The sequence below is a fragment of the Candidatus Tisiphia endosymbiont of Micropterix aruncella genome (assembly GCF_965178575.1).
Classification (GTDB): domain Bacteria; phylum Pseudomonadota; class Alphaproteobacteria; order Rickettsiales; family Rickettsiaceae; genus Tisiphia.
Genome location: NZ_OZ238268.1, coordinates 732,619 through 745,455 on the forward strand (window position 1 = coordinate 732,619; position 12,837 = coordinate 745,455).

At 32.5% G+C, this 12,837-nt stretch carries 11 protein-coding genes; 7 read left to right on the forward strand and 4 right to left on the reverse strand.

Translation table 11 applies throughout. From position 1 onward, the window contains the following. Nucleotides 1–12: 12 nt before the first annotated feature. Nucleotides 13–261, reverse strand: coding sequence for a hypothetical protein (locus ACN1AG_RS03630; protein ID WP_417905483.1), 249 nt, complete (start codon nt 259–261; stop codon nt 13–15). A gap of 275 nt (nt 262–536) precedes the next feature. Between ACN1AG_RS03630 and ACN1AG_RS03635 the strand changes: the two genes are divergently transcribed. Further along, nucleotides 537–2,075: an Npt1/Npt2 family nucleotide transporter gene (locus ACN1AG_RS03635; protein WP_417905484.1), complete on the forward strand. Its 1,539-nt coding sequence runs from the start codon at nt 537–539 to the stop codon at nt 2,073–2,075. Here the strand turns inward: ACN1AG_RS03635 and ccmA are convergent. Continuing rightward, a complete protein-coding gene (gene ccmA, locus ACN1AG_RS03640; RefSeq protein ID WP_417905485.1) occupies nt 2,056–2,658 on the reverse strand; it encodes a heme ABC exporter ATP-binding protein CcmA in 603 nt (200 codons plus the stop codon). The two genes, ACN1AG_RS03635 and ccmA, sit on opposite strands and share 20 nt — an antisense overlap. Before the next feature lie 147 nt (nt 2,659–2,805). Between ccmA and acnA the strand changes: the two genes are divergently transcribed. The 3 genes from acnA (at nt 2,806) to queF (ending at nt 6,758) form a co-directional block, all read left to right on the forward strand. Continuing rightward, nucleotides 2,806–5,454 carry an aconitate hydratase AcnA gene (gene acnA, locus ACN1AG_RS03645; protein WP_417905486.1) on the forward strand — a complete coding sequence of 883 codons (2,649 nt, stop codon included), beginning with the start codon at nt 2,806–2,808 and terminating at the stop codon, nt 5,452–5,454. A 117-nt stretch (nt 5,455–5,571) separates the two neighbouring features. Beyond that, nucleotides 5,572–5,928, forward strand: a complete 357-nt coding sequence (locus ACN1AG_RS03650; RefSeq protein WP_417905487.1) for a hypothetical protein — start codon at nt 5,572–5,574, stop codon at nt 5,926–5,928. Next, on the forward strand, nt 5,928–6,758 hold the full coding sequence (gene queF / locus ACN1AG_RS03655; protein ID WP_417905488.1) for an NADPH-dependent 7-cyano-7-deazaguanine reductase QueF: 831 nt from the start codon (nt 5,928–5,930) through the stop codon (nt 6,756–6,758). The genes ACN1AG_RS03650 and queF overlap by 1 nt, the downstream gene beginning before the upstream one ends. A gap of 107 nt (nt 6,759–6,865) precedes the next feature. On the opposite strand, the gene ACN1AG_RS03660 is transcribed toward queF, so the two are convergent. After that, a complete protein-coding gene (locus ACN1AG_RS03660; RefSeq protein ID WP_417905586.1) occupies nt 6,866–7,867 on the reverse strand; it encodes a serine/threonine dehydratase in 1,002 nt (333 codons plus the stop codon). A gap of 90 nt (nt 7,868–7,957) precedes the next feature. Here ACN1AG_RS03660 and lon point away from each other — a divergent pair, with 90 nt between their 5' ends. After that, on the forward strand, nt 7,958–10,297 hold the full coding sequence (gene lon, locus ACN1AG_RS03665) for an endopeptidase La (RefSeq protein WP_417905489.1): 2,340 nt from the start codon (nt 7,958–7,960) through the stop codon (nt 10,295–10,297). Nucleotides 10,298–10,406: 109 nt separating this feature from the next. Here the strand turns inward: lon and ACN1AG_RS03670 are convergent, their stop codons facing one another. Then, the gene (locus tag ACN1AG_RS03670) at nt 10,407–10,955 is read right to left on the reverse strand and encodes a DUF1543 domain-containing protein (RefSeq protein WP_417905490.1); all 549 of its coding nucleotides are present in this window, start codon (nt 10,953–10,955) and stop codon (nt 10,407–10,409) included. 267 nt (nt 10,956–11,222) lie between these two features. Here ACN1AG_RS03670 and ACN1AG_RS03675 point away from each other — a divergent pair, with 267 nt between their 5' ends. Continuing rightward, nucleotides 11,223–11,675: a 23S rRNA (pseudouridine(1915)-N(3))-methyltransferase RlmH gene (locus tag ACN1AG_RS03675; RefSeq protein ID WP_341754554.1), complete on the forward strand. Its 453-nt coding sequence runs from the start codon at nt 11,223–11,225 to the stop codon at nt 11,673–11,675. 184 nt (nt 11,676–11,859) lie between these two features. Then, nucleotides 11,860–12,828, forward strand: coding sequence for an LD-carboxypeptidase (locus tag ACN1AG_RS03680; RefSeq protein ID WP_410520723.1), 969 nt, complete (start codon nt 11,860–11,862; stop codon nt 12,826–12,828). Nucleotides 12,829–12,837 lie beyond the last annotated feature (9 nt).

Sequence of the window (12,837 nt, forward strand, 5' to 3'; positions counted from 1 at the left end):
AAAGCCATAGATTTAAGAGTTGACTAGTGCTACATTATTTTCATAAATGCTGCTTGGGTATAACCGATCATCTCCATCTGCTTTAAGTTCTGGAAAATATTTTTTTAATATTTTAACCCCATTAAGCCTAGGATTTGTTACTATAACCTCAGTTCGATGTAACAAGTTAATACTAGACCCAGTATCATCTCTATTGTGGGGGATGTCACCCCTGCGTAGGCAGGGGTCTAAAGAAGTAGCAAGGATTAAGTGCTTAAACATTTTTAGATGCCTGCCTTCGCAGGGATGACATCGAGCGTGCAGAGAATAATAATTATTCTTACATCGAACTGAGGTTACTATACCTTTCTTTAAAGCATTAGTAAATTTCTTTTGTTCAGAATTAAATAATTTCCTACTTCAATGAGTTGTTTTCACAACTCTTGAAGTAGGAGAAGTATATCTTTTACACAAGATGATCTTGTATTAAATTATAAAACTACTTGACAGGGTTTTTCTTATAGTTTAGGTTGCTTGGAAATGAGCATGGGTATAAAATGGATACAGTAAATTCTTCTTTTAATATGTGGAATAGGGCTAGAAATAGTAAATTTAGACACGTTGTTTGGCCTATTAGATCTAACGAGTTAGTAAAGTTTATACCTATGGCTTTACTAATGTTTTGTATTCTCCTTAACCAGAATTTAGTACGTAGTATTAAAGATAGCTTGGTAGTGACATTAATTAGTACGGAAGTTTTAAGCTTTATAAAACTTTGGGGCGAGATGCCTATGGGTGTCTTATTTGTCATTCTTTACTCCAAACTTTGTAATATTATGACAACTGAGCAAGTGTTTAGGATAGTAGTATCTTTTTTCTTGGGATTTTTCATATTATTTGCTTTTGTGCTGTTTCCATATCGGGAATATTTTCATCCAGATCCTGAAGTAATAGCCTATTATGTTACCGTACTGCCACATTTAAAATGGTTTATCATCATTTGGGGAAAATGGAGTATTGTGTTATTTTATATAATGGGGGAGTTGTGGCCAGTAATTGTATTTACACTGTTATACTGGCAACTTGCTAATAAGATTACCAGTATTGAAGAAGCTCCAAGATTTTATTCGTTTTTTTCTGTATTTGGTCAAACTAACTTACTAATATCTGGCAGTATAATTATATATTTTGCAAAAGGTGAACATTTTTTGTTACCTCTATTTTCCCATCTTAACGACAAAACAGAAATTCTCCTTAAATCGTTTATGCTAATCATTATAATTTCTGGGCTGATTTGTTTGATTTTACATAGATTTGTTGAATTGAAAATTATAGAAACTACTAAAAATATTAGATACAAAAACAAAAGAACCGATATACTAAAACTAGGGTTAGTTGACAGCAGCAAAATAATTTTTACATCTAAATATTTAGGAATTATTTGTGTATTAATGATTTCATATTCCATGACAATCAACCTAATTGAAGGATTATGGATGTCTAAAACCAAGCAATTATATCCCTCTACCCAAGCATTTATATCTTACACTGGTGAGGTGTTTTTTTGGACGGGAGTACTTACTTTAATTTGTTCTTTTCTAGGTAGTAGTTTAGTCAGGATTTGTGGTTGGTTTTGGGGAGCAGTGATCACCCCTATCGTAACACTGTTATCAGGTATGATGTTTTTTACCTTTGTTGTACTAGAAAAACCTCTGTTGGCAATTATGACCGGTCTTAGTTATCTTTCTCCATTAATGATCATTGTTTTTGTAGGTGGTTTGTGGCATGTTTTAGGGAAAAGCGTAAAATATTCACTGTTTGATTCTACTAAAGAAATGGTATATATACCTCTTGATAGTGAAATGAAAACTAAGGGAAAGGCAGCAGTAGATGTACTTGGATACAAAATAGGAAAATCTTCTGGAGCAATTATTCAATTTGTCTCTTTCAGTATTTTTCCAAATACTGTACATAACGATCTAGCTGGTTTTCTGATGGCTGTTTTTCTTGTTGTTTGTGTAGTTTGGATTTTGGGTGTAAAAGTCTTAAATCGATATTACAAAAACTTACTAAAGTCTAAGAATTATAATCCTTAAAATTGATTATTTGTGCTGACTGAATATCTATATTAGAGTGGGAGGTAGCCACAATAACTCCACCATTATTTGCTTTCGAAATAATCAAGTTATATAGTAATTCTTTGTTTTCTTGATCTAGGTTTGCTTCTACTTCATCTAATAGCCATAAATTTGACTGGCAAGCAATGAGTTTTGCTAAGGAAACTTTCTTTTGGTTACCAGCAGACAGCTTGTAACATTTCTCATACAAAATATTATGTAACTTGAAATAGTATATCGAAGATTCTAAAGCTTCAAGGGAATCATAAATTGTAGACCAAAATTTTAGATGCTCTAATACAGTTATTTGGGATTTTAATCCAAGATTATGTCCAATATAATTACAATAAGGTTTCTTTAAATATTTACAGTTCAATGATCTATACAAAACATTACCACTTGTTGGATTTTGTATATTAGCTACAATTCTAAGTAGTGAAGTCTTCCCGCAACCATTTGCTCCCTGTAAATAAACTATAGATGATGGTAAAAAAGTCATACTAATATTAGTGAAGATAGTTTTTTCGTCTATAATAAGAGTTAGTTGTTCAAATGACAGCATTTATACGATTCTAAGAAAGTTTTTATATAATTTACTTCAAATATTTATTTTTTCAAGTTAAGTTAAATGAAAGGCTTAGTGGTAGGTATTTTTAAGTGTATACTTAAAGTGAAACCCTAATGATTAAAAAAATTTGGAGGAACGGGCATGAATCCTGATTATCTTAAAGAAATATTTGTAGGAGATAATCTTTATAAAATTTTTGATATAAATAAAGCGGCAAGTGATATTAATCTTGAGTTAAAGCGTCTACCTTATAGCTTAAGGATATTATTTGAAAATGTCCTTCGTCTAACTGGTAATAAAGAAAACTTATTACTATTTAAAGAATGGCTTAAGGCTAGAAAATCTGACGCTGAAATACCATTTATGCCGGCTAGGGTACTAATGCAGGATTTTACCGGAGTTCCTGCTATTGTTGATTTGGCTGCTATGCGTGATGCTATAAAAAAACTAGGGGGTAATCCATTAAAGATTAATCCTCTGATCCCGGTTGACCTTGTCATAGATCATTCTGTACAAGTTGATTATTATGGAACAAGTGATGCGTTTGCTAAGAATGTTAAAATGGAAGTAGCACGGAATCTAGAGCGTTATGAATTTTTGAAATGGGGGCAAGAAGCATTTGATAATTTTAGAGTAGTACCTCCAGGAACAGGCATTTGTCATCAGGTTAATTTGGAATATTTAGCTAATGTTGTGTGGAGTAAACAACAAAATGGTGTAACTTTTGCTTATCCGGATACATTAGTTGGCACAGATAGTCATACTACGATGATTAATGGTTTAGCAGTTCTTGGTTGGGGAGTTGGAGGAATTGAGGCTGAGGCGGCAATGCTCGGTCAACCTTTATCAATGATTTTACCAGAGGTAATTGGCTTTAAGTTAAGTGGTTCTTTAAATGGTATGATTACTGCTACAGATTTGGTGCTAACAGTTACCCAAATGCTAAGAAAGAGAAATGTAGTCGGCAAGTTTGTTGAATTTTATGGAGATGGACTTTCCTGCCTTACATTGGCAGATAGGGCGACTATATCAAATATGGCTCCTGAGTATGGTGCTACTTGTGGGTTCTTCCCAATTGATAATGAGACTATAAAATACCTTAATTTTACAGCTAGAGATCAAAATAGAATAAAGCTAGTAGAGCAATATGCCAAGCTACAGTCATTATGGTTTGATCCAATAATTACTCCAGAATATACTGATATATTAGAGTTGGATTTATCTACTTTAGAATCTTCCCTAGCTGGTCCAAGACGTCCGCAAGATAGGGTTAACCTAAAAAATGCTGCTAGTAATTTTAAAACTGAACTACCTTCTCTAACTCGAGGTGATGTTGATATTGATAAAAAGTACCCTATTGATGAACAATATAGTATAGGTCATGGTGATATCGTAATAGCTGCAATCACAAGCTGTACAAATACTTCGAATCCTACTGTGATGATTGGGGCAGGCTTGCTTGCTAAGAAAGCAGTAGAACTTGGGCTTATTAAAAAACCATGGGTTAAAACTTCGTTAGCCCCTGGTTCAAAAGTAGTAACAGAATATCTGAAAAAAAGTGGACTTGACCAGTACCTAAATCATTTAGGTTTTAATCTTGTCGGCTATGGTTGTACTACTTGTATAGGCAATTCTGGTCCGCTTATGCAGGAAATAGAAGAGACTATTGCTGGGAACAATCTTGTTGTTGCTTCGGTGTTATCTGGTAACAGGAATTTTGAAGGAAGGGTACACCCTTTGACAATAGCTAGTTATTTGGCTTCTCCTCCCTTAGTCGTTGCTTATGCCATAGCAGGTACTATGAACATTGATCTTGAAACTGACGTGATAGGTAAAGGTCATAATGGTAAGGATATATATCTTAAGGATATTTGGCCAACCCACCAAGAGATAAAAGAGTTAATAGATCAATCTATTAACTCTAAAATGTTCAAAGACAAATATAGTGAAGTATTTTTAGGTGATAAAGAGTGGCAAGATATTAAGGTAACTAAAACCGATACTTATAATTGGAGTAAAGATAGTACTTATATCAACAATCCTCCTTATTTTGAAGGTATTGAACATATATCTAGTAGCTTGCACGATATAGAATCTGCTAGAATATTAGCTATTTTTGGTAATTCTATTACGACTGATCATATATCTCCAGCCGGCAATATTAGTAAAACAAGTCCTGCCGCTAAGTATTTAACTGAGCAGGGCATTCTACCTCTCGATTTTAACTCTTATGGATCACGGCGTGGCAATCATGAAGTAATGATGCGAGGCACTTTGGCCAATAATAGGATTAAAAATGCCATGTGTCCCGGAATTGAAGGAGGGGTAACTATAAACCAACTAGGTAATCAAGAGAGTATCTATGATGCTGCAATGGATTATAAAGCTCATTCTGTGCCTTTAGTAATTTTTGCAGGCAAAGAATATGGCTCTGGTTCATCAAGAGATTGGGCAGCAAAAGGTACTAGTTTACTCGGAGTAAAAGCAGTAATTGCTGAAAGTTTTGAAAGAATTCATAGGTCAAACTTAGTGGGTATGGGTGTTTTACCGCTTGCTCTTTCTTCTACTGTAAATGACTTAAAACTTGATGGTTCTGAGTATGTCACCATTACCGGCTTGAGTAATGAAATAACGCCTTATGAGCAACTTAATTGTATTATAAAGAGAAAAAGTGGTATAGTTGAGACTATCAAAGTAATATTACAAGTTTTTACAGATAATGAGATAGACTATATAAAACATGGTAGTATAATGCACTTAGTGGTTAAGAATTTTAGTAGACTTACCTAATTGTCATTGCGAGGAGTCACTTTAGTGGCAATCCATAAAAGTGATTAGAAATGGATTGCCACGACCACTGCGTGGTCTCGCAATGACCTTAGACACGCTAATTTTAAAGAGATGAACATGGATAAGGAGATTAAGAAATATATAAATGCAGGAAAAACAAACCTTATAGTAATTTATATATTATTTCTGTGTGGAGTAGTTGCACCGTTATTACCTATTATTGGAGCAGTTTTTGCATATATTAATAAGGATATTAAAGATGGACTTTTAGCTAGCCATTACACTTTTATATTACGTACTTTTTGCATAGGATTTATTGGTATTATAATATCTATGATAACCACTATAATACTAATTGGTCCGGTGCTGTACGCATGCTTGTTTGTTTGGTTTATATTAAGGATCGCTATAGGCCTCAAATATTTGTTGAATGATACAGAACACCCAAACTATAGGACTTATTGGATAAAATAATGTTTCTTGAAACCGTACTTGGAAAGCAAACTAAATATGCAGATTTGTATGACAATAGTTTACTATACCCAATCAGTCGTAAATTTGCTAGAGATAGCTTGCAAATAGTAGGTTCTTTGCCGTTTAATGGCTTTGACATTTGGAATTGTTATGAAGTTTCTTGGCTAAGTCAAAGTGGTAAACCTGAAGTAAAAATATTGGAGTTTGTGGTAGGTAGCGATTCGCCTAATATTATAGAATCAAAATCACTAAAGCTTTATTTGAATTCGTTTAATAACACTAAGTTTGACAGTGGAGACCAAGTAGAAGAATTAATTGCAAAGGACTTAAGTCTAATATTTCAAGCACCTGTGACTGTTGCTATAAAAGATTTAGAATCATATGAGGGAACAAAGCTGCAATCCTTTTCAGGCATAAATTTGGATAAGTTGGAAGTAACAATTATTAGTTTTGAGACTAGCCAAAATTTACCAAAATTGTCTGAAGACAATACGCAAGTAGTAGATGAGGTGCTATATTCTAATTTGTTAAAATCGAATTGTTTAGTTACTAACCAGCCAGATTGGGCATCGGTACAAATTAGTTACAGAGGCAAAAAAATTGACCATAGTTCTTTATTAAAATATTTTGTATCATTTCGTAATCATAATGAGTTTCATGAACAATGCGTTGAGCGTATTTTTTGTGATATTAATAAGTTTTGTACTCCCGATCAATTAACTGTTTATGCGAGATATACAAGACGTGGTGGCATAGATATTAATCCTATACGATCTAGTTGTAGTTTAGATGTTACGAAACTTAGTAATATAAGGCATATTCGTCAATAATGCTAAAGTAGTTAGTACTACAGTTGTAGTTACTCACAACGATGTCACCCCTGCGAAGGGGTAGGGAAGACATCGGGATTAAACCGATGTTTTATATCGAACTCAGGTTACATTAATGGGTTCGGTAAATTAGATAGATAGTTTCCCTTCCAAAGCTCCCGATAAAGAACAGGATCAATGTTTCCACCTGATATAAGTACTAAAACTCTCTTAGGTTTTGATTGTCTCTTTAACCAATCAACTACTCCAACCATATTTAAAGCACATGATGGTTCACAAGCAATTTTTAGCAAATGCGTTAACCAAGCGGTCCAGTAATATATAGAATATTCATCAGCAAGAAAGAAATCATCAAGTTTATTTAGATAATTAAATGTACGTGGTGAAACTGCTAAAGTACGCAAGCCATCTGCTATAGTATGTGGTGAATCAGTAAATCTATATATTGAACCTTGCTTAATAGATAAAAAAGCATCATTCGCATTAACCGGCTCTGAACCTATAAGCAAGCTGGATGGAGACAGTAATTTTTTTGCTAAATATGATCCAGAAAGTAATCCACCTCCTCCACAAGAAGCAAAAATAGCATCTGGGCTAAACCCTAGCTGTTGCAAGGCTTCATAACACATAGTACCAGCCCCAGCTATACTCGAATCGCTATCAGAAGGATGCAAATAGTAGAAATCATTTTCTATGTCACCTTTTGCCCTATCTTCCGCCACTTGCCTAGTATCGGTCAGTATAATTTCTGCTCCGTAATATCTTGCTGCTTGTTGCTTAATTGGAGAAGTATCTTTTGGCAAATAAATTCTTGCATTTAGATTAAGGATTTTTGCTACCCAAGCAAGACCAATTCCATGATTACCTGTACTATATGCAACAATTTTATCTAGTAAACGCTCTCGTTCTTGTAACTCTAATAAATGGTTTAATACCCCTCTAACCTTGAATGCTCCAGTTTTTTGCAACGATTCTATTTTAAAGAAAATTTTATGCCCCAGCATTTCATTTAAAGTTTCAGACTGGACTATTGGAGTCAAATGAAGATATTGTTTTACCCTATCACTTGCTATTGATATTATATTTGAAGGTTGAGGTGATAAATGCATATATAAAACTAAATGTAGCTTGAAATCCCAGCACGGCAACATTATATAGTTAACAATCCCTTTAGTATATAAATTTTTCAAGGTTTTAGTATGACAAATAAAGAAAAATTACCCCTACTCGTATTAAAAGACATGGTGATATTTCCCGGCATGGTTGCTCCCATATTTGTCGGTAGGACAAAGTCTCTAAAAGCCTTACTTAATACTAAATCTACAGATACTAATAGATATATATTATTGGTGTTACAAAAACAACAAGATCAAGACACTCCAGATATTCAAGATCTCCATTCTACAGGAGTAATTGCTAAAATTATACAAACAGTAAGATTACAAAATAATGCAAAAATTCTTGTTGAAGCAATGCAGAAGGTAAAACTTCATAACATAACTAATAAAGAAACATTTGAAGCTGAATATAGCATACTACAAGATGAAGAGGTAATTGATGTGGAAGCTTTAAAAGTTTCTACGTCAATTGTCATTGAGTTATTTATGAAATATACCAAGAATCATAAAAAAATTAATCCAGAAATAATAGAAACAATAGCTGATGAAATAACCAAAGATCCGACAAATTTTAGTTATATTACTAATGTGCTAGCCTCTTATCTGACTGCACCATTACTAATAAAACAAACTTTATTAGAAGAAACAAAACCTCAAACACGAATTAAAACTATAATAGATACATTAACATCTAGTATGGCTCAAATGGAAGCAGAACAAGCTTTACAACTACGAGTAAAAAAACAAATTGAAAAAACTCAGCGTGATTATTATTTGCACGAACAAATGAAAGCTATACAAAAAGAACTCGAGCAGGATAAATCTGACTTTTCTGATATAGAAAAAAAGATTAAGACCTTAAAACTTTCAAAAGAAGCAAAAGAAAAAGCCGAATCAGAACTGAAAAAGCTAAAGCTTATGAATCAAATGTCAGGTGAATCTTCAGTTGTTCGTAACTATCTTGATACAATATTAGCTATGCCATGGGGAAAATTTGATAATAGTAAAACTGATATAAACAAAACTAGAGAAATTTTGGATCGGGATCATTTTGGTCTTGAGAAAGTCAAGGATCGCATCATTGAATATTTAGCAGTATTACAACGCTCTAAAAAAATTAAAGGACCTATACTATGTTTAATTGGTCCTCCAGGAGTGGGAAAAACATCACTGGTCAAGTCAATTGCTGAAGCAATGGGTAGGAAATATACTAAATTTGCTCTTGGCGGCATTAGAGATGAATCGGAAATTAGAGGTCATAGAAAAACATATCTTGGTTCTATGCCAGGAAAAATCATAAACTTAATTAAAAAAGTTAAAACTAATAACCCTGTTATGTTATTAGATGAAATTGATAAAATGGGTTCTGATTTCCGAGGCGATCCAGCATCTGCTTTACTTGAAGTTTTGGATCCTGAACAAAATAGCCATTTCGTTGATCATTATTTAGAAGTAGAATATGATTTATCAGAAGTAATGTTTATTGCAACAGCCAATTCTTATAATTTGCCAAGAGCTTTACTAGATCGTATGGAGATCATTAATGTTTCTGGTTATGTTGAAGAAGAAAAATCACAAATTGCTAAAAACTATTTAATACCAAAGCAATTGAAACTACATCAAATGAAGAAAAATGAACTAACTATTGATGATGGAGCAATTTTAGAGTTAATCAGATATTATACCAAAGAATCAGGGGTAAGATCGCTTGAAAGAGAAATTAGCTCTGTTACAAGAAAAGTATTGCAAAGGATTCTGAGTAACAAAGAAGTAAAAAGCATATCAATATCATCTGAAAATCTTGAAGAATATTTAGGTGCTAGAAAACATAATTTTGGTTTAGCTGAGAAAGAAGATCAAATAGGTAGTACCACGGGGCTTGCTTATACAGAAGTTGGCGGAGAACTATTAACCATTGAAGCATTGTCATTCCCTGGAAAGGGAGATATTAAAACTACAGGCAAGCTTGGGGATGTAATGAAAGAATCCGCTCAAGCAGCTTATAGTTGTTTCCGCTCTAGAGCTAATAATTTTGGACTGAAGTATGAAGATTACAAAGACCTTGATATCCATTTACATGTACCAGCTGGTGCAATTCCAAAAGATGGACCATCTGCTGGATGTGCAATATTTACCACTATTGTTTCACTTATGACCAAAATACCAGTCAAAAGAACTGTGGCAATGACTGGAGAAATCACCCTAAGGGGTACAGTGTTACCAATTGGAGGACTAAAAGAAAAATTATTGGCTGCTAGCCGAGGGGGTATACAAACAGTACTAATACCTGAAGAGAACATCAAGGATTTAAAAGATATTCCACCGAATATAAAGAATAGCTTGGAAATTTTATCAGTGTCAAATATAGATGAAGTACTAAAATTAGCTTTAGTGAATAATAATTTTACGGTTGCTAACTAAAAAAAACATTAAGATAGAAACTTGAATAGACTTAAAACCTACATATTCAAGCCAATTTGGGATAAGAATTAACTAATTCTTATCCCGAATGGGGGTGCTATAAGTCTATTCAGTTCGCAACACTGCCATTCAGCTTTTGATAACCATTGATTACAGTATTTTCTTGTTCAATACCAGTGTAATCAAGAACAATATAATAATTATCAATTTTATCAATTCTTATACATTCATCAATATCATAGATGTTATCACAATGCTGCATTTCTTCATTTTTGGGTGCATTTATTTTTGCTTTTTCAATGGCGGCATGCCTTGACTCTGCAACAACAAGGAACATAAAATGAAATTCTCCAAAAAAGTTCTTTTTATAAGAACCAAGGTTGACAAAAAATAAACGATTTTTTCTAGTTTGTGGAGTTGTTTCAGAAATACGAATATTAAAACCATCTACAGTTTCAGCTATAAACCAAGAATCAATATGCAAAGAATTAGGCGACCCAATCCATTTTTTTCTAATTTGCTCCGACATATCTATATTTGATTTCCCAACAACGAAAACTACATCATGTATTTCTATACTACATCCTTCAATCTTACCACCAAGATAAAAAATACCTAATTTAGGAGTATTAAATATAAAATTTTGGAATTGCTGCATATAACTATGTATAGTCCTCTATAATATAAAAACATTGTGGATAAGTTTGTGAATAAAAAATGAATAATCATTTTGTAAAATCCATGTTCAACTTAATTTTATGTCTTATTAACAAACAAATATATTACTATAATTGCTTAAAGTATTGATTAAATCTTATTAACATCTTAATTATAAATAGAAAAAATATTGATGCCATTGACTAATTTTTACTTAGTGGATAACTTTTATCGTGTATAATCAAATTAATTAATCAATAATAAAATAATGAGACAAATACAAATAATTTCTGTTGGCAAACTTAATAATTATTATCAGCCAATTGCTAGAGATTATCAGAAACTGATAAAATATAATATAAAATCTACAGAAATTTCTTATTCAAAAAAATTACCACCTGAACAAATTAAACAATTTGAAGGCAAATTAATTAAAGAATTTTTAGAAGAAAAATCCTATAAAATAGTATTAAATATTATTGGACAAAGTTATACTAGCCATGAATTTACAAAATTAATAGAAAATAATTTGCAATCCGGTAAAAATATACAATTTATTATTGGTGGTGCATTTGGTTTAGATAAGACTATTCTTGAACAAGCAAACATTAATCTTAGCCTTTCAAAAATGACTATGCCCCATCAAATGGCAAAAATAATATTATTAGAACAAATATATCGGACTCAGACTATAATAGAAAACCATCCATATCATAAATAGACCTCTTGTATAATTCTACTTCTGCTGGCAATTTGTGCGTCGGAGTGGTACTCGAATCCGTAACGGAATTTGAGTATGCTGCGGGTCGAGATTCCGACCATCCTGCAAATTTCCTAGCAGAAGCGACTTATGTAAGAGGTCTAATAGCAATTTTTCAAATAAGGTTATTATGTTACCAATTCGTATAATACTCCTACCAGTTGTTTTTATGTTATTATCAGCATTTTCGAATCTAGACTTTAACAAAAATAATAAGGAATTTATTAGCTTATTGAAAGATACAAAAATTACTGTTGTCGCTCCTGCTTCAGGGGTAAGCAGTGAATTATTATCTAATTTAAAAAATATTATTTCATTAAAACTAGATATTCCAAATAGTTGCTTTGGAGGAAAAAGCTTATTCCATTCTACCGATGATAAAACAAGGTTATCGTGTTTGGAAAACGCATTACTGGATCAATCAAATGATGTAGTATGGACACTTCGCGGGGGATATGGTTCAGCAAAATTGATTCCTGACTTACAACGCATGAAAAAACCTATAAAGGAAAAGTTTTTTATAGGGTTTAGTGATATGACTGCTTTACATATTTTCTTTTCTCAAGAATGGGGATGGAAGACAATTCATGGTAATGGAATCATTGAAATATTTAATCCAACAAGAGATCATCAGAATTTTATAAAAATAGCAAAAATAATTTCTGGTAAAGAAACTCTAGCTAAAATTAAAGGGTTATCAGCAATCAACCCTGCCGCAAAATCTAGCAAAATTGTTACAGGTAATCTTACTGGTGGTAATCTAACCATTGTACAAACATCTATAGGTACATCATGGCAAATAAAAACAGCAGATAAGATCCTTTTTTTGGAAGATGTTGACATAAAACCATATCAGCTAGATCGTACTTTATATCATTTAAAACAAGCAGGGCTGTTAGATCATGTAAACGCTATAATATTTGGGACTTGTGGAAGTGATGGTAAGAGTATCATTACTGTTCTTACTGATTTTGCAGCAACCTTAAAAATTCCAGTATTTAAGACTAATAGGTTTGGTCATGAGCAAATTAATGATCCAATTATTTACAATACTAGTACGAAAATTATTCCTTCTAATGATAACCAGTTCGAATTAATAATGAAATGCTATTAAGAATAATTC

What these genes read in the sequence shown, in the direction of transcription:
- ACN1AG_RS03630 (WP_417905483.1), bottom strand. Translation starts at nt 261, where the DNA reads ATGTTTAAGCACTTAATCCTTGCTACTTCTTTAGACCCCTGCCTACGC.
- ACN1AG_RS03635 (WP_417905484.1), top strand. Translation starts at nt 537, where the DNA reads ATGGATACAGTAAATTCTTCTTTTAATATGTGGAATAGGGCTAGAAAT.
- ccmA (WP_417905485.1), bottom strand. Translation starts at nt 2,658, where the DNA reads ATGCTGTCATTTGAACAACTAACTCTTATTATAGACGAAAAAACTATC.
- acnA (WP_417905486.1), top strand. Translation starts at nt 2,806, where the DNA reads ATGAATCCTGATTATCTTAAAGAAATATTTGTAGGAGATAATCTTTAT.
- ACN1AG_RS03650 (WP_417905487.1), top strand. Translation starts at nt 5,572, where the DNA reads ATGGATAAGGAGATTAAGAAATATATAAATGCAGGAAAAACAAACCTT.
- queF (WP_417905488.1), top strand. Translation starts at nt 5,928, where the DNA reads ATGTTTCTTGAAACCGTACTTGGAAAGCAAACTAAATATGCAGATTTG.
- ACN1AG_RS03660 (WP_417905586.1), bottom strand. Translation starts at nt 7,867, where the DNA reads ATGCATTTATCACCTCAACCTTCAAATATAATATCAATAGCAAGTGAT.
- lon (WP_417905489.1), top strand. Translation starts at nt 7,958, where the DNA reads ATGACAAATAAAGAAAAATTACCCCTACTCGTATTAAAAGACATGGTG.
- ACN1AG_RS03670 (WP_417905490.1), bottom strand. Translation starts at nt 10,955, where the DNA reads ATGCAGCAATTCCAAAATTTTATATTTAATACTCCTAAATTAGGTATT.
- ACN1AG_RS03675 (WP_341754554.1), top strand. Translation starts at nt 11,223, where the DNA reads ATGAGACAAATACAAATAATTTCTGTTGGCAAACTTAATAATTATTAT.